The following is a 19121-nucleotide window of genomic DNA, read 5'->3' as shown; positions in this document are numbered from 1 at the left end:
TTTCGTACTGAAACGATTAAATTAGCCCGTAGTTCGAATTCATGTCGATGCGAAAAGATTTTTCCACGTATACAGATGAAGAGTTGTTCCTGTTTGTAAAGCAGGGGCATAAGGATGCGTTTGAGGATATCTACAGGCGCTTCTGGCAGGAGTTACTGGATGCCGCTTACCGGCGCGTAAAAGTGCAGGAATCCGCCATGGAGCTGGTGCAAAGCCTGCTGGTAGACCTGTACCTGAAAAGGGAAACCATTTCTCTGAACACCTCGCTCCGCAATTACCTGCACACGTCACTGAAAAACAGGGTACTGAATACCATCCGTTCACAATTGGTGCGTAACACCTATCAGCAACATGTATTGAGCGACAGCAGCCACTATGCGTCCGATGCCGCCAGCACCCTGCAATTAAAGGAATTGCAGCGGCATATAGAGGAGTCCTGCGCCAGCATGCCCGAAAAATGTAGGGAAGTATTTTACTTGAGCAGGAGAGAGCAGTTGTCGTACCAGCACATCGCGCGGCAACTGAATATTTCGGTGAACACCGTAGAGAAACATATGGTGAAAGCCCTGAAAATACTGCGCTCACACCTGAAACAATACCACTACATCGTGTTCTGGTGCGTGGTATCCCTGTTGCTGCTGTGGGGGCAAATGTCAAACTATTTTGAATCGTGATGGCGGTAAGCCATTTTTCAGGTGTCTAATGTTAGAGAGACTATGGATATGAACAACACCCGGTTAAAAGAATTATTGGATAAATACCTGGACGGTACAGCCACTGAAGTTGAAATCAGTGAGGTGGACAATTGGTACAGGTCTTTCGAAAATGATCCGGCCTTCACCGCGCAATTCAGCCCGGAGCAACGCGCTGCGTTGGAACAGCTGATCTTCCTGCGTATCAGTCGCCAGGTAGACGCAGCGGAGCCACGGGTAAGCTACCGGTCTGTTCGTTGGTGGGCTGCCGCTGCTGCAGTGGCTTTGCTCATTACCGCAGGCGCATTCTTCCTGACCCGTAAACAACCGGTTCAACCGGGAAAAACGATAGCAAGCGTAACAGAACAAACAACTAAAAAAGGTATAAAAAAGATCAGCCTGCCGGATAGCAGTATCGTGTGGTTGAATATAGACAGTAAGATCCGGTATGAAGAAACTAAAGGCCGGGAGATCTGGCTGGATGGAGAAGCCTACTTTGAAGTAACGCCCAAACAAGGCGCTCCCTTTTTGGTACATGCCGGTACACTCAATATTAACGTACTCGGAACCAGCTTTAACATCGACGCCTATACGCCGGAGGCAAAAGTAACGGTAACGGTAGCCAGCGGAAAAGTAGCCATTGGTAATGATCAACGTAGCCACACTACATTGGTGGCCAATCAGCAGGCCATTTACCACGCTGCAAAAGATCAGCTGGAAACAAACAACATCGCTGCCGCCGATATCAGCGCCTGGACACAGGGCCAGCTGATCTTTAAGAAAGCTTTGTTCCGTGATATTGCACAAAAACTGGAACGCAGGTACGATGTACGTATCCTGTTTGCCAGCGAACAAATTGCCAGCTCATTGCTCACCGCCCGGTTCGATGCCAACGTACCGTTTAAAAACGTACTGGGTATGCTGTGTGATATCTATGGGTTTAGCTACCGGCAAACGCCGGGCAAAAACGAATACCTGGTTTACAAAAAAAGTCAACCAAATAAATAATCCGGAAGGATCAGCCATGAGGCGTGATAATTTCAAGTTATGAAAGTGAAAACAGCGGAGTGCGTGCACATGACGCCCAGGTGGCTTGCCTGCCTGGTGCTGGCATTGTGTTGCCTGTACCCGCCGCGGATCACGGCCCAATCGGGAACAACAGAACTGAAACGGACTATGGTAGATATATACGTTGTGAATGAAACACTCGATAAAGTGTTTGAACAGGTGGAAGCAGCCACCACATTCCGGTTTGTATATAACCCGTCGGAAATAGCAAAAAGCGGAAAAGTAACGATCAATAAAAAGAATATTCCGGTGGAACAGGTGCTGAAATTATTGCCAGCTGTATTACAATATGAACTGCGTGGCAGGAACCTCCTCATCACCCGGAAGGAACCGCCGCCTTTGAACCAGGCTTCGGTATTAACAGGAAAGGTAACGGATACCAACGGTAACCCACTGCCGGGTGTGTATGTGATGAAGAAAGGGTTGCCACCCCGTATCGTAACAGATCCGGACGGCTCCTTCAGCATCCATGCCGATCCGGGCGATACCCTGCGCTTCAGTCTTCCGGGCTTTGGCGAACAGGAAGTGCCGGTGGAAAGAGTGAATATGCTGTACGTGTCCCTGCTGGCAAAATATGCTTCTCTCAAAGAAGTAGTGGTGATCGGCTACGGCACTTCCAGCAAGGAAATGCTCACCACGGCCGTGGGCACCGTAAGCGGCGATGTATTAAAGGAACGCGCTACTACCATGAACCTCATGCAGGGACTGGCCGGAAAAGTAGCCGGCGTAAGCGTGATGATGAACTCCGGAAAACCCGGCGGTAACCCGATCGTAAAAATCAGGGGCACCGGTTCCATCAACGCCTACAACGGCCCGCTGTATGTGGTAGACGGGATTGTGGGCGCCGATCCGCTGATCCTTGATCCGAATATTGTGGCTTCGGTAGATGTGCTGAAAGATGCTGCTGCTTCGGCAATTTATGGCGCAAGGGGATCCAATGGCGTGATCGTGATCACCACCAGGAAAGGAACCAAAAGCAGCCCGGCTATTTCATTCCGCAACACCCTCAGCTTTGGCTCACTGGCCCGCAAAGTAAAGCTGATGAATGCAGAAGAAGCACTGGAGATGTTTAAACGGGAGTATGAATATCTTCCCGGCCGCACTGCACCGCATCTCGATGCCTCCTGGCAGTTTCCGCGGAAGGAAGAACTTTTCAATGCGGATGGTGCGCCTAAATATCATACGGACTGGCAAAAGGAAGCAAGTCGCCTCGCAGTGTCCCACGAACATTCGTTGTCGCTGTCTGCGGGAAAGGATGGCTTCTCTGCCCTCGTCAATCTTTCTTACAACGACCAGCAGGGAATCCTGATCAACAGCTACTCCCGGCAAATCAACGGCTTTATCAATCTCGGCTGGGATGTCACAAAATGGCTGCACGTACAGGCGGTGATCAACAGCGGCGCGGCTAAACAAAATAATGTCGACATCAATACATTCGGACTGAATGCTGTGCGCCAGATCTATGAGTTTCTGCCTTTCCTGCCGGTACGTTATGCCGATGGCACGTATTCGCGCAAAGGGGATTACCCGGGTGCAGAGGATTCTGAAAACCCGGTAAGACTCATGCGGGAAGTGAAGTCGGTGGCCGGCCGCACGTACACAATGGGCAACCTGATCACTACCATCCGCCTGAACAGCAAACTGCATATCACAGCAGGTTTGAGCGGACAAACAGGCGCCACCTACAACCTGTATTATTCCGGCCGGGATATCCGTGGATATTCTGATACACAACAGGGTGTAGCCACAAGGGCAAATGGAAACTCCGGCTCCTGGACTTCGGAAGATTACCTGACCTGGAACAACCAGTTTGGCAAACATAAAGTCACCGCCGTGGCAGGCGCCAGCTGGTACTATTTCGGGAACATGAGCACCCAGGCAGGAAGCGAAGGCTTCTTCGATGATTTCTTTTCCTACAACAGCCTGCAAACAGGGCTGGTGCCGCAACGGCCACAGTCGGGAACAAGCAATACAGCGATGAACTCCTATTATATGCGGTTTAATTATGACTACGACAGCCGCTACCTGTTCGGGTTTTCTTTCCGCGCAGATGGGTCTTCGCGCTTCGGCGCCAATAACGTGTACGGCTATTTCCCCAGTTTCTCAGGCGCGTGGCGGTTGTCGTCGGAGCCTTTCCTCCGGCATGTGCGCAGCATCAACGACCTGAAGATACGCGGCAGCTACGGCATTGTAGGCAATGCGGATATCGGCGATTATGTAACACAGGACCGGCTGAGGAGCGGCCAGGTAGCATTCAATGGTCAGGCTGCGCCGGCCGTGATGCTGGAAGCATTGGGCAACAAAAATCTTAAATGGGAAAAAGCCCATCAGCTGAATATCGGCGTCGATGTTTCACTGCTGGATAACAGGATACAATTTACCGGCGACGTTTATAACCGCGTAACAAAAGACCTGTTGTATTACAGGTTGATGCCTGCTACTACCGGCTACGAGGGCGTGTTTGACAATATCGGTTCTATCCGCAACAGAGGCGTTGAACTGTCGCTGGTCACCAACAACATCCGGCGCAAACAGTTTTCGTGGAACACCTCCCTGATCTATTCCATGAACCGCTCCCGCGTGCTGGAACTGAATGGCGATATTATGTATCCCTGGGGCGGCCGCATCATGGAAGGACGCCCGTTAAACGAATTTTATGGCTACCGCCGGCTGGGCACCTGGGGAACAGCTGAAGCGTCCGAAGCGGCTGCCTATGGTAAAAAGCCAGGCGATGTGAAATATGAAGATGGAAACAATAATAAAGTGAAAGATGCCAACGACCGTACGGTACTGGGCAACGGCATGCCCGGTTTTGAAGCAAGCCTGAGTAATACATTTACCTATAAAAATTTTTCGCTGTTGGTAGATGTGCAAACGATTTATGGACACAGCCTGGCAAATTTTACCAGGATGCTCATGGAAAATGCAGCGCCCACCACCAACAGCTACCGCAACCTCCTCAACGCCTGGAGGCCGCAACAGCAGGGAGGCATGAACCCGGCGCTGCGGCTGCCACAGGACGGACTGGATAATGAGATGGACAGTTACTACATAGAGAAAGGCACGTTCCTGCGTATACGCAATATCGCGCTGGCGTACCGGCTGAAGGAAGACTGGCTCGCAAGGTATCATATAAAGTCCGCCGCCATCAGTGTCAGCGCAGAAAATTATTTTCTGTTTACAAAGTACAAAGGATATGATCCTGAAGCCTCCTCATTCGATGGCGACTTTAACCAGGGAGTGGATATGTATCAGTACCCGAAAGCGAAAACACTGGCGTTCACATTAAATGTTACATTCTGAATAAAGGAATTGAAATATGAAACAACTGGTCCTGTTGGGGATGATCATATTGATTACTTCCTGCAACAAATTCCTGGAAGAAGAACCCTCGGGTTCTCTCAGCCTCACACATTACTACAAAACACGGGAGCAGGTGAGCGCCGCGGTAAACGGTACATACGACGGTCTTGCTACTCCTTTCGTAGCAAACATCGGCGTAGCCGTAAGCCCTGTGTATTCACTGGAATATATCACCGGCTACAGCCGCCGGCCACGGCCCTCAGGTTTTGAGGACGACCAGTTCCTGCGGTTAGACAGGCTCGATAATGCCAATTCAAAATTACAGGCATGGTGGAACGCTACCTATTACCCGGTGGAAAACTGCAACAGCGTTATTGAAAACGTGAGCGTAACATTGGTAGTAGATGAATTAACAAAGCAGCGCTATCTCGGTGAAGCGCATTTCCTGCGGGCATGGTATTACTTCCAGGCAGTACGGCTTTTTGGTGATATCCCCCTGAAGCTGACCACTACAAAAGATATTAATGACGTGAAGATTCGCCGCTCGCCGAAAGAAGCCGTGTATGAACAGATTGTGAAAGACCTTACAGCAGCAGAAAATGCCGGCCTCTCCTGGACGGATCAGAGCGGGCATGTAAGCCTGGGCGCCGTAAAATCTTTGCTGGCAAAAGTATACATCACCATGGCGGGCTATCCTTTGCAGAAAGGAATGCCCTATTACCGGATGGCATATGATAAAGCGATGGAAGTGATCGACAGCCACCAGTTTTCCCTGTTTGAGCAATACAGCGATCTGCGCAACCCCGCCGTGCAAAATACGAGGGAACATATTTTTATGCTGCAACGTCATCCTACTGTGGCAGTGAGCAACATTCACTGGGCGTATCTTCCATATCCCGGTCAGCCGGTTTCTATACAACCTGCTTATGGCGGGGCAATGGCGCCGGCCCCTGCATTCTATAATTCATATGCAGCAGATGATGGACGCAAACAGGAAAAGGCTTTTTTCTACACAAAATATCCGCGTTATGGCAATCCGGCCGAAACCATCTTTTTCTCCGAACCCTGCATCTTCAAATTCTGGGATGAGGAAGCAGAGAAAACCGGCCGCTCAGGAGCTAACTTCCCGCTGATACGTTATGCAGATGTACTGCTTTTATGTGCAGAAGCAAAAAGCGTGATCGATGGTGGTACTACTTCGGATGCCGCCGCCATCGACGCGTATTATTCGGTGCGCCACCGGGCATTTCCCACGGCGCCAAAACCAGCAACTTTAACAACAGATGATATCCTGAAGGAAAGATATTGGGAACTGTGTTTTGAATTCCAGACCTGGTACGATATGCTGCGCACCCGCAAAGCCTTTGATGTGGCGCATGGCAGCATGATCAACCTGGTTGGATACAAAGCCCCCAATCACCTGCGGAGCTTCGAAGAAACTGATTTTCAATTTCCATTACCATTAGCTGAAGTTCAGAAAAACCCGGACTTGGCCCTTTAACAACAGCATGAAACGAATGAATATTTGCCTGGCGGTTTTACTCACCGCTGCGGCACAGGAATCTTTTGCCCAGCAGCCTCACTTTATCGATGGCTATCACGGCGGCGTTTACGGACATTATCCCGCAGGATACACCCGGTTTATCACCGGCCAGCTGCAGGCGAATCCATACTGGAAAATTAACCTGGAAATAGAACCCGAAACCTGGGATATGGTGAAGGTCCGCGAACCGCAGGCGTATGGTGTTTTCCAGCAATTGTTTGCCGATCAATCCGGCAACGGCCGCATAGAATATGTGAACCCGGGATATGGCCAGAGTTACCTTTACACCGGCTCCGGCGAAAGCATGATCCGCCAGTTCAGCTACGGCATGCAAAAAGTAAGGGAACATTTCCCCGGCGCCGTATTCACCACCTATTCAAGTGAAGAACCCTGTTTTACCAGCGCATTGCCGCAGGTGCTCCGCTCGTTCGGATTTAAATACGCCTCCCTGAAAAATCCCAATACCTGCTGGGGCGGCTATACCCGCGCATTTGGCGGTGAGCTGGTACAATGGGAAGGCCCCGATGGCAGCCGGTTGCTAACCGTACCCCGATATAGTTCAGAAGCCTTATTACCCAATTCTACTTGGCAAACTACTGCGTGGAATAACAGCAAAGAATATTTAGCATCCGCCCGCGCGGCCGGCATCACCAATCCTGTTGGCATGTGCCTGCAGGATGCCGGCTGGCACAACGGTCCCTGGCTGAAACGTAATGCACAGTATGAAACGTGGCGGAATTATATCGGCAACGTGGCCAACAAAACAAATGTGCCATCGTGGAGGGTGAGCCAGGAAGATATCCAGGTAAGCCTCGTATGGGGCGCACAGGTATTACAACGCATTGCGCAGCAGGTAAGAGCCGCGGAAAATAAATTGATAGCCGCCGAGAAATATGCCGCTATTACTGCTTTATATGATCATGTTCCGTGGCCGCAGCAAAAACTGGATACCGCCTGGAAATCGCTGCTGCTGGCCCAGCACCACGACTGCTGGATTGTGCCTTACAATGATACCTGGATCGATAAAGTGCAGCACTGGACAGATAACACCATCGCCGTAAGCGACAGCATCTTACAAAAAAATAATAGCGCCACTTATATACGCGTATTGAACACCACGGCACTTCCCCGTGAGGAGTGGATTGATTTGCAGGGTAATTGGAAAGTAACAGATAGTAAAGGAAGACAGGTGCCTACAGTGCCGGGAGCCATTAAAGTATCCGTGCCGCCAATGGGATTCAGCGTTTACAGGTTGCAGCCGGTAACAGGCGGGGAAAATTACATCACGCCGGAAACCCTGGAAACAGACTTATACCGCATAACGATAGATCCCGCCAGGGGTGGCGTTATCAGCAGTTTGATTGTAAAAGCCACCGGCAAAGAAATGGTGGACACAAAAAACAACCGCGGCTTCAATGAACTCCGGGGATACTTTTACCAGGAAGGCACCTGGCGCTCCAGTATGGACACTGCAGCGAGGATCCGCATCACGGAAAATAGCAAAGCCCGCGTGTCGGTGGAAATCAACGGCTTTATTGCCGGTCATCCGTTTACGCAACAGGTTACACTCACCAATGGCCAGCGGAGAATAGATCTGAAAGTGAAAATAAACTGGAAAGGGAACCCCGGTATCGGCGCATATTCACAGGCGGATAATTATAGCACGGAAGCATATCGCAAAGCATTTTATAACGATAGCTGCAAACTGCAGGTACTGTTCCCGCTTTCCCTCTCTCAGCAAAAACTCAGTAAAGACGCACCATTTGATGTAACAGACAGCCGCCTGGAGAATACTTTCTTCAGTAGTTGGGACAGCATCAAAAATAATGTGATCCTTCACTGGGCGGATGTAACCGACGGCAATACCGGCCTGGCCCTGTTTACCGATCATACTACCAGCTACGTGCATGGGAAGGATTATCCATTGGGCCTTACGCTGCAATATGCAGGCCGTGCGCTCTGGGGGCGTAACTACGATATCACCGGACCTACGGAAGTAAACTATGCCATCGTACCGCATAATGGTAACTGGGAATCAGGAAGCATCAGCAACGAAGAAACGCGCTGGTGCGAACCGTTGCAGGTACTGCCTGCCACCGGAGGAAAAGATTTTTCATTGCTCGCCGTGCAGGACAATCATTGGCAGGTATCCACCCTGCTCATGGATGGAAAAGACTTGCTCATCAGGTTGTATAACACCGGTGGAAACAGCGGGCAACAGCAACTGTCTTTCAACGGTAAAGCCACGCAGGCTGTGATAGAACAATTGGATGGCCAGGCCGTGGAAACCCTGCAACGCCGGCAGGTGGCCGGCAAAACAGTCATCCGCCTGGCAATACCCCGTTTCGGTATCCGCACTATCCGGCTAAAAAATGTAATTGTAAATAATTAAACCACTATATGAAAAAGTTCGTGTATTCTATCGGGTTATGTCTTGCCACCTTGTTCGCACAGGCACAGGTAAAACCCTTTCAGCAAAATGATCGCGTGATTTTTGTAGGCAACAGCATCACCGAAGCAGGCGCCTATGTCTCGTATATTTATCTCTACTACATGACCCATTTCCCCGGAAAAAAACTGGTGATCCTCAACGGTGGAATTGGTGGCGACAAAGCTTCGGATATATACCGTCGCCTGGATTATGATATCCTGGCTAAAAAGCCTACGGTACTGGTGCTTACTTTTGGCATGAATGATACCGGCTATTACGAGTTTAATAACAGCGATGCCGCTAAAACTGCCGCCGGGCGCATAGCCGCTTCCCGCCGCAGTTACGGGCAAGTAGAGCAACGGCTCCTCAAATTACCGGCGATACAAAAAATAATGATGTCGTCGCCGCCATACGATGAAACCGCGAAGATCCCGGGAAATTATTTCCCTGGAAAACAGCAGGCGATGCTGGAAATAATAAAGTTCCAGGAAGAGGCCGCACAGAAAAACAACTGGCCTTTTACTGACCTGTTCCGGCCTATGAAAGCGCTGAATGAACAACTGCAGCAAAAGGATTCTACTTTCACCATGATTGGCCCGGACAGAATCCATCCCGGCAACGCAGGACACCTGGTAATGGCATCCCTCTTCCTGAAAAGCCAGGGACTGAACGGAAAACCGGTTGCGGAAGTAAGCATCAACGCAGGTGCCGGTAAATTGCAGCAGGCAGTGAATTGCAGTATCAGTCAGCTCACGGCCGCCAACAACAAAGTAAGCTTCGGTTACCTGGCCGCATCATTACCTTTCCCTATAGATACAGTGGCCCGCGTTTGGGGCAATACGCAGAAACAATCTGACGCATTGAACTGGATTCCTTTTACGGAAGATTTTAACCGGGAGATGTTACAGGTAGCAGGACTATCCTCCGGGGATTATACACTGCTGATAGATGGTCATGCTATGGGTAAATGGCCGGCGGCCGCATTTGCAGAAGGTATTAACCTCGCTACATTAACCGAAACGCCGCAGTACAAACAGGCATTTTCCATCATGCAGCTCAACCTCCGCCGGGCAGAGCTGGAGAGCCGTTTACGCCGCTACTACTGGATACAGGGCAACTTTTTTGATAAAAAGAATTTATTATTGCATGATGACGCAGCTGCATTAGATAGTGTACGCACCTATGCAAAAACAGATGGTATGCTGCGTTACCACGAAGAAAATTATGAAACAGCCATGTACAAAGAACTGCGTACCGCCTGGCTGCAGGAGATCGATACCATCGTTAAACTGATCTACACTATCAACAAACCGGTGATTCATAAAATAGAGATCGTTAAAATTTAAAGATGAAAACCACTGCTTCCATATTCGTTTCGGCACTCTTCTTTGTTGCAACTACCGGCAAGGCGCAAGGTCCCGCCGCTTATGTAAATCCTTTTATAGGCGCCAGCACCAGTGAAGATGCGGCCGGCAGCTATCACGGTCTTGGTAAAACATTTCCCGGCGCCGCCACGCCTTTCGGCATGGTGCAGCTGAGTCCCAATACCATTACCGGCGGCGACAACGGCTCCGGGTACAGCTATGAACATACCACTATCGAAGGCTTTGCTTTTACGCAAATGAGCGGCATCGGCTGGTATGGTGATCTTGGTAACTTCCTGGTAATGCCTGCCACCGGCCCGCTGCAAACCGCCGCGGGTAGCCGGCAACATCCGGAAGAAGGGTATCGTTCTACCTACTCAAAAAAAGAAGAGAAAGCCACCGCAGGTTACTACATTGTTAAGCTCACTGAAAATAATATCACCGCAGAAATGACCGCTGCTCCACACAGCGGCATCATGCGCTTTACATTTCCCGCCAATCAGCAATCACGTATACAAATCGATCTGGCCCGCAGGGTAGGAGGTACCTCCACCTGGCAGGAGGTAAAAGTGATCAACGATAGCACCATTGCCGGGTACATGCAGTGTACGCCGGAAGGCGGCGGCTGGGGAAACGGCGATGGGAAAGGCAATTACACCGTATACTTCTATGCGCAGTTCAGCAAGCCGCTTTCTAAATATGGCGTGTGGAGTGCGGACATCCCCGATGGTTGGTCACGGAAACGCGAAGATGTTGAAAGTGCCCGCTATCAGCAACAGATCGCAAAGGCAACGGTAATACCCGGCGCGAAAGAAAAAGCAGGTAAACATCTTGGCTTCTACACGGAATTTGCTACCAACGCACAGGAAGCGGTACTGATGAAAGCAGGTATCTCTTTCGTGAGCATCGATGGTGCAAAAAATAACCTGGAATCAGAGATCAGGGACTGGAACTTTGATGCCATCAGGCAACAGTCATTCGACGCATGGAACAAGGCCCTCGGCAAAATAACCGTAGCAGGAGGCACAGAAGAGGAGAAGAAAATATTCTATACGGCACTGTATCATACCATGATAGATCCCCGCAATTTTTCTGATGCGGATGGAAAATATATAGGGGGAGATGGAAAAGTTCACGCCGTGAAAAACTTCACCAAACGCACCATCTTCAGCGGCTGGGACGTATTCCGCAGCCAGATGCCCCTGCAAAGCATCATCAATCCCCGCGTGGTAAACGATATGGTAAATTCGCTGGTAACGCTGGCAGATGAAAGCGGTAACCATTACCTGGAACGCTGGGAATTCCTCAACGCCTACAGCGGTTGTATGATCGGCAACCCCGCAGTGTCGGTGATGGCAGATGCATGGGCAAAAGGGATCCGTAACTTTGATATCAATAAAGGATACACTTTCGCCAAAAATTCTGTAGAGAAATTCGGCAATGGCAGCAAAGGATATTCCACCGGCGGGTTAAGCGTATCGCTGACTTTGGAATACGCCTATTTCGACTGGTGCCTCGGCAAACTGGCCGGCGCACTGGGCAAAATGGAGGACGCCGGAAAATACCTGGCCCGCGGCGCCAATTATAAAAATGTATTTGACACCGGCAAAGCGTGGTTCCGTCCCCGCAACGACGACGGCACCTGGCAACCCTGGCCGGAGCAGGGCCGCATGCAGCAGGGATACGGTACTATTGAAAGCAGTCCTTACCAGCAGGGCTGGTTTGTGCCGCACGATGTACCAGGCATGGTGGCGCTCATGGGCGGAAAGGAAAAGGTACTGGCAGATCTGACTACATTCTTCGACAAAGTACCGCAAAACATGATGTGGAACGATTATTACAACCACGCCAACGAACCGGTACATCATGTACCGTTTTTATTCAACCGCCTGGGCGCCCCCTGGCTTACCCAGCAATGGACCCGTGAAATCTGTGCCCGTGCCTATCATAATTCTGTAGAAGGATTGGTGGGTAATGAAGATGTAGGACAGATGTCGGCCTGGTATGTGCTGGCTGCCAGCGGACTGCATCCTGTATGCCCCGGAAGTACGCGGTACGAGATCACCAGCCCGGTGTTTGATAACATTACCATCGCCCTCGATCCGGCCTACGCCAAAGGCAAAACGTTTACCATCAGCGCTCGTAATAACACGCCAGCCAACCGCTATATTCAGCGTGCATGGTTAAACGGAAAACCATACCAACACTGTTATATCAACCATGCCGATATCACTGCCGGCGGTACACTGGTGCTGGAAATGGGTAACCAACCGGCACAAAACTGGGGAATTAAATAAAATTTAACGGAAGAATGGCGGTACTGTCTTTTTAAGGTGTCATACCATAGGGACAAACAGTAACCAATCAAAAAAGATCCCGCAGCACAAGCCACTGTAGAAGACTGCTTTTACAGACAGGCGATGTCATGCCACGTATGTAAATTTTTATCACCAAAAGCTGGATGCTAACACGTATTAACGTTATGAAAATGAAATTCGCGTTCACTGCTCCTGTATGCCTGTGCATAGGAATTTTTACCCTTGCTTCCTGCGGTAAAAAAAACTTCCTGGATCAGACGGAAACGACTAACCTGAACGAGCAAACGGTATTTGCCGACAGCGCCCGCACCGTCGCTTTCCTCACCAACATTTACGTAGACATTGGCTTTGCAGAAAGCGCCACCCGCTTCGGCAACGGCGGCCTCGACGCCTCCTGCGATGAGGCGGAACCACAGAAATCCGCTACCGTCACCACTTCTATACAATTTGCCACCGGTACCGTCAATCCTTCCATCATCAGCGCCGATGCCTGGAACCTGCCCTATACCAATATCCGCAGGGTGAACCAGTTGCTGAAACACCTGCCCGGCTCACCCATCCCGTCGTTTATCCGCAACGTGATGGCCGCGGAAGCACGCTTCCTGCGAGCATGGTATTATGCCGATCTGCTGAAACACTACGGAGGCGTTCCGCTACTCGGCGATTCTGTGTATAAGGTAGAAGATAAGATCCCCGCAGTGCGCAATTCCTATAAAGAGTGTGTGGACTACATCATATCGGAATGCGATGCCGCAGCCGCCGTATTACCGCTGGTGCGGATCCGCGAAGACTATGGCCGGGCCAGCGGAGGCGCAGCCCTGGCGCTGAAAGCAAGAGTGTTGCTATACGCTGCCAGCCCGCTCTTTAATGGTGGCGGCATCAACCCGCAGGATGCTCCTACCGGGTATCCGGACAATGTTCCGGAACGCTGGAAACTGGCTGCGGATGCTGCTGCTGCCGTAATGAATACCGCCGCTTATTCTTTGAATGAAGACAATACTACCGCACCCGGTTATGGCTTTTACAAATTATTTACCCTGCGGGTGAACCCGGAATACATCTTCGCCAGGATGCAGGGCGGCAACCGTGAACTCGAAAGCGCCTGGCAACCACCATCACGGAACGGCGCCCAGGGAGGCTTTCCTTACCAGGGATTTGTAGACGCCTTCGGCATGGCAAACGGCAAATCTATTACGGACCCCTCATCAGGCTACAATGCAGCCGATCCATACAGCCACCGCGATCCGCGGCTGGCCTATTCCGTGATCCGTGATCAAACGCTGCTGATCCAGAACACCGGCCTGAAAGAACCTGTCAATATTTATCTCGGCCCCGATGGAAAAGGTATCAGTCAGGATGCAGTACACGCCGGAACCCCCACCGGTTACTACACCAATAAAATGCTCGATGAAAATATTGCGGCCAACTTTATCCACGGCTCGCAACGCTGCTTTCCGCTGATGCGCTACGCAGAAGTCCTGCTAAACTTCGCAGAAGCGCAGAACGAATACGCCGGCCCGGTGCAGGAAGTATACAATGCGGTGGAGCTGGTGCGTAAACGCGCAGGGCTATCGCCGTATGAATTGCCCGCAGCACTTACAAAAGAACAGATGAGAGAGGCCATCCGTGCGGAAAGGAGAGTGGAACTGGCTTTTGAAGGCCACCGCTTCTGGGATGTAAGAAGATGGAAGATAGCCGCGCAAACGGAGAATAAACAGATGACCGGCATGGAAGTAAAACGCAACGGCGCTAACGTTACCTATACCATCTTCCCCGTACGCAAACACAATTTCCGCGAGGCCATGTACCTGTGGGCCATCCCGCAGGGAGAAACCGCGAAATCGCCTGAGTTAAAACAAAATCCATCCTGGTAAAAAGCAACATGATGAAATCAAGATTCCACATATGTTTACTGATGCCAATACTGGTACTCTTTATCAACTCCTGCCACCGCAGTGAAATACTGGTGCCCGAACCGGTAAAAGATATTGCCGGTGAATGGCGCATCGTGAAAGCAGTGCGCAACGGCGTAGATATCACTACCCTCACGGACTTCACGAAGTTCAGGATACGGTTCACCACAGATCTTCAATACACCATTGAAAATCCACTGCCCTTTATAGTCAGCAAAAACGGCAGCTATGCACTGGATGATCCTAAGTATCCTTTCCGGATCAGCTTCAGTCAAACAGGTATCAGCAACCCGGTCAGCACCACCTTCACCTACCCGGTGGTGAACGGGAAACGGAACATCAATTTTACGTTCAGTCCCGGCTGCGCCGCCAACACATACGACTACACACTTGAAAGATTGAATCCCTGATCCAACACAATACAACACGTTATGAAAAATTATACATACGGTATCGTCCTGTTCCTGCTGCTGCTGGTTGGCTGCGTATTCCTCGATGGGGTAGACGAGCCCTCCGCTGCGAAAGCCGGTGAGGAAATGACCATCACCATGCACAACCGGATCGATGTGGCGGATGGTGGCCGCACTGGCGTAAGACTGATCATCGGTTTCCTGGCGCCCAAAAGCTGGGCCGCCGCAGCCAATTCTACCATCACCTATACCACCACTTCATATGGCAACGGTAAAATGGTGCCCGTGCCTTCTGCTGTTCTTGTTGGAGGCTTGCCCTGGCCCGCTGCATTGAAAAACAGGTTCGGCATGGGCGGCAACTACATGACAGATAACCTCGAATGGGTGGTGTTCTGGACAGATCAGGCATATAATGTACCACAAGGCGTAAAAGATAAGATCGATGTAACAATGGTGATCAAACCCGGTCCGGATAATATACAGTTTAAAACGGGCTATTTCCTCGGCACCAGCAGCGATGGACTTAACGATGTATTCGGTTCCAACAACGTATACAAATGCATGTTCAAAGATTGCTTCTCCATTACAGATGGTCAGGGCGATATCATCGATTTCTGTAATCCGCAGATAGCGGCAGTAAGTCCCGGCGTAGCCACCGACAATGATTTCCTCACCCTGAGCTTCGACCCGGATGTAGTGCCCACAGCGCTCAATGGCGTAGGCAATATTTACCTCTGCGCAAAAGGATATACCAGCGACGGACATGTCCTCGAAGTTTGCACGCAAACGGAAACCTCAAAACTGAAAAGTTATACCGGCAATAAATCTGCTATCACTATCTGGCCCCGCTCATATTTCAACATGCAGGAAGGACAAACGCTGGAGAAGATCGAATACTTTTTTACAGATGCCACCGGCACGGTGAAAGTAGGATTTAGCAATACTGCTGCTCCTTTTGTGTACACATTCAAATGTCAATAACAATGGCTCACAGCTACATCAAAAAATATATTTCAGCCCTTGCCTGTGGCGTACTTGCAATTTGCGCAAATGCGCAGGCACAGCAAACCGGTATCATTTCCGGCCGGCTGATTGATAACTATGGCCAGCCACTTGCGGGGGCAGCCATCTCCGTAAAAAATACCGGCGACACCACCAGCAGCAGTACCAACGGTACATTCAGTATCCATGCGGCACTGAACAGCACCCTTGTTATTCAATATCCCGGCTACAAGGCAATAGAACAAAAAATACGCGACACCGCAGCGCTCACACTGCGCATGGATGAACTGTTTATCCCTTTACCACAACGTATTCCCGTACTCTATGGAGAAGCCTCCCCCAAAAGTTCAGTAGGCTCCATCGCTACGGTATACACCAATCAACTGTCCACTACACCGGCTACACTGTATGCCTATGCGTTACCGGGCCGTTTGGCAGGACTCTACACCCAACAGGTAAGCGGATTCCGGAATCCGGGTACGGGTAATAATTTCGATGTAGACATCTTCATCGGGAATATTCCTAAACCAGGTGCGTCGGAACCCAATGATAACACCGAAATGAATTTATCATTACGTGGGCAGGTACCGGTAACGATTATAGACGGAATTCAGCGGGATGTGTTTTCCATCGATCCTGAAAATATAGAATCGATTTCAGTACTGAAAGATGGATTGTCTACCATCATGCTCGGCCAACGCAGCTCCCGCGGCGTATTGCTGGTTACCACCAAACGGGCCCGCGCCGGCAAACCGCGTGTATCCTTTACTGCACAAACAGGTATCCAGCAATCCCTTAGCCTGCCAAAGCCATTACCCGCATGGCAGTATGCCTACCTGCTGAATGAAGCGCTGCAGAATGATGGTAAAGCGCCGCTGTACAAGGAAGCCGACTTCCTCGCATTCCGTGATCATACAAAACCTTATAGCAACCCGGATGTGAATTGGTACAATACCATTCTGAAAGATAACGTGCCAATGTCCCGCTACAACCTCAACATCAACGGCGGTGGTAATGTGGCCCGGTATTCTGTGTCACTCAATTACACCGGTCAGCAGGGTATCTTCAAAACTTCTTCCGATAATAACTATAACACCAACGCAGGATTAAAGCGTTACCTGATCAATACCGATGTGAACATCGACGTTACCCGTAACTTCAATGTAGGCATGCAGCTCTTTGGCCGCCTCCAGGAAGGAACACAGCCGGGCGCAGGAGCGAATAATATATTGAAAACACTCCTGGGAACACCCAATGGCGCATATCCCGTTTACAACCCTAATGGCAGCTGGGGCGGTACCAGTAACCTCACCAGCAACCTCCTGTCGCAAACCATCAACAGCGGCTATATACAGGACAACAGCAAAGATGTAATGGCAAATGTGGATCTGCGCTACAACCTCGGCGACTGGCTGCCCGGACTGTCCGTAAAAGGGAAAGGCAACCTGTCTATACAATCAGCGAATGCAATAGACCGCAGTAAAAATGACCTGGTATACCGGGTAACGATAACAGATGAAGATACCCTGTATACCAAAGCCGGTAACGCCGTGGCGCAGCAGAATAATTTCATCTCCGTTTTTAACGCGCAGTATTTCTTTGGACAGGTATCACTGAACTACGACAGGCAGTTTGGTCCCCACGGCGTGAATGCCGTAGTACTGGCCGATACCAGGCAAACCATCTTTAACTACGATCTGCCCGGTAAATCCACCAACATATCAGGTAAAGTAGCGTACAACTACGCCAATAAATATTTCATAGAGGGCGCCCTCAACAGGAGCGGCTTTAACCGGTATCTGCCCGGTAAACAATACGGTACCTTCTTTGGCGGTGGTATCGGCTGGGATCTTGCGCAGGAAAGTTTTCTTAAAGAAAACAACGGTTGGTTAAACCAGTTGAAGCTAAGAGGTACTTATGCACACACCGGCAACGGTATCGATAATTCCGGCTATTACATCTGGCGCCAGGATTTTAGCGAAGACAATGGCATTGGCGGCGGCATATACTCCCAGGGAACGGCGCGCTCCCCGGCTTCCGGCTTCAAAGAGAACGGCCTGGCCAATGTGAACATCTCCTGGGAAACAGCACGCAAACTGGATGTGGGAATGGACCTGTCACTCTTCAATAACAGGTTGCAGATAGCAGGCGATTACTACCACGACCGCTACGAAAACCTCCTGCAGATACGTGGAAAAAGTATTGCGCTCTCCGGCGCCGCTTATCCTCCGGAGAATATCGGCATTAACCTTTACCAGGGTGGAGAACTCACCGCCACCTACCAGGGAAGGATAAAGCAGCTTAACTTTTTTGTTACTGCCAACGGAAGTATAGAAGGAACCAAAGTGATATTTATGGATGAGCAACGCCGCGATTACGACTGGAACAAAAGAACCGGTCAGCCGGTAGGCATGCGCTTCGGATATGTAGCGGACGGTTTTTTTGCATCAGCGGAAGAAGCCGCCGGCAGCGCTACCATCGCCGGTTACAAGCCACTGCCGGGCGACATACGTTACAAAGACCTCAATGGCGATGGCGTCATCAACCAGTTTGATGAAGCGCCTATCGGTACTTATAAGCCACGTATTTATTATGGCGTTAACATCGGCTTTTCGTGGAAAGGAATAGAAGCAAGCGTACTGTTACAGGGCGTTGCCAACAGGATTAATTATGTAGACAATTTTGCCACCGAAGCAGGTTTCCAGTTCCAGAACTTTACCTACGGGCAGGCATATGAGCAGATCACCGGCCGGTGGACACCGGAAACAGCAGGTACCGCAACCTATCCGCGGTTAACTGCCGACGCGAATAATAACTACAATAAATTCAGCTCCTCTTTTTGGGTGCGCAATGGTAATTACTTCCGCCTGAAAAATATAAACGTCGCTTACAATCTCCCTTACAGCTGGACAAGCCGCGTGCGGCTCGGCAGCGTAAAGGTGTTTGCCAATGCGCAAAATCTGTTTACACATGCTGCATACGATTTCGTTGACCCCGAAGTAGGCGTGGGAGCCTATCCCATCCAGCGGGTACTGAACACCGGTATCAACATAAAATTCTAGTCAGCCATCTAAACA

At 50.3% G+C, this 19121-nt stretch carries 11 protein-coding genes; all 11 read left to right on the top strand.

Features of this window, described 5'->3' with window-relative positions:
• Positions 1-47: 47 nt before the first annotated feature.
• The 11 genes from V7S65_RS11775 to V7S65_RS11725 all read left to right on the top strand — a co-directional run bounded on the left by V7S65_RS11775 (position 48) and on the right by V7S65_RS11725 (position 19106).
• Positions 48-674 carry an RNA polymerase sigma-70 factor gene (locus V7S65_RS11775; protein ID WP_336387005.1) on the top strand — a complete coding sequence of 209 codons (627 nt, stop codon included), beginning with the start codon at positions 48-50 and terminating at the stop codon, positions 672-674.
• A 42-nt stretch (positions 675-716) separates the two neighbouring features.
• A complete protein-coding gene (locus tag V7S65_RS11770) occupies positions 717-1700 on the top strand; it encodes a FecR family protein (RefSeq protein ID WP_336387006.1) in 984 nt (327 codons plus the stop codon).
• A 39-nt stretch (positions 1701-1739) separates the two neighbouring features.
• A complete protein-coding gene (locus V7S65_RS11765; RefSeq protein ID WP_336387007.1) occupies positions 1740-5063 on the top strand; it encodes a TonB-dependent receptor in 3324 nt (1107 codons plus the stop codon).
• 16 nt (positions 5064-5079) lie between these two features.
• Complete coding sequence (locus V7S65_RS11760) at positions 5080-6564, top strand: RagB/SusD family nutrient uptake outer membrane protein (protein WP_336387008.1); 1485 nt, start codon at positions 5080-5082, stop codon at positions 6562-6564.
• A gap of 7 nt (positions 6565-6571) precedes the next feature.
• A complete protein-coding gene (locus tag V7S65_RS11755; RefSeq protein WP_336387009.1) occupies positions 6572-8998 on the top strand; it encodes a glycoside hydrolase family 38 C-terminal domain-containing protein in 2427 nt (808 codons plus the stop codon).
• 8 nt (positions 8999-9006) lie between these two features.
• A complete protein-coding gene (locus V7S65_RS11750) occupies positions 9007-10383 on the top strand; it encodes an SGNH/GDSL hydrolase family protein (RefSeq protein ID WP_336387010.1) in 1377 nt (458 codons plus the stop codon).
• A 2-nt stretch (positions 10384-10385) separates the two neighbouring features.
• Positions 10386-12698, top strand: coding sequence for a GH92 family glycosyl hydrolase (locus V7S65_RS11745; protein WP_336387011.1), 2313 nt, complete (start codon positions 10386-10388; stop codon positions 12696-12698).
• A 185-nt stretch (positions 12699-12883) separates the two neighbouring features.
• Positions 12884-14593 carry a RagB/SusD family nutrient uptake outer membrane protein gene (locus tag V7S65_RS11740; RefSeq protein WP_235016080.1) on the top strand — a complete coding sequence of 570 codons (1710 nt, stop codon included), beginning with the start codon at positions 12884-12886 and terminating at the stop codon, positions 14591-14593.
• Between the two features lie 11 nt (positions 14594-14604).
• On the top strand, positions 14605-15042 hold the full coding sequence (locus V7S65_RS11735; RefSeq protein ID WP_336387012.1) for a DUF5004 domain-containing protein: 438 nt from the start codon (positions 14605-14607) through the stop codon (positions 15040-15042).
• A gap of 21 nt (positions 15043-15063) precedes the next feature.
• Positions 15064-16023, top strand: a complete 960-nt coding sequence (locus V7S65_RS11730; RefSeq protein ID WP_336387013.1) for a DUF4961 domain-containing protein — start codon at positions 15064-15066, stop codon at positions 16021-16023.
• A 2-nt stretch (positions 16024-16025) separates the two neighbouring features.
• Positions 16026-19106, top strand: coding sequence for a SusC/RagA family TonB-linked outer membrane protein (locus V7S65_RS11725; RefSeq protein WP_336387014.1), 3081 nt, complete (start codon positions 16026-16028; stop codon positions 19104-19106).
• Positions 19107-19121: the final 15 nt, after the last annotated feature.

The sequence above is a fragment of the Chitinophaga sp. CCNWYY40 genome (genome assembly GCF_037483205.1).
GTDB classification, from domain to species: Bacteria; Bacteroidota; Bacteroidia; order Chitinophagales; family Chitinophagaceae; genus Chitinophaga; species Chitinophaga ginsengisegetis.
The sequence above is the reverse complement of the archived record's forward strand: the minus strand, read 5'-3'. Positions and strand labels throughout refer to the sequence as shown.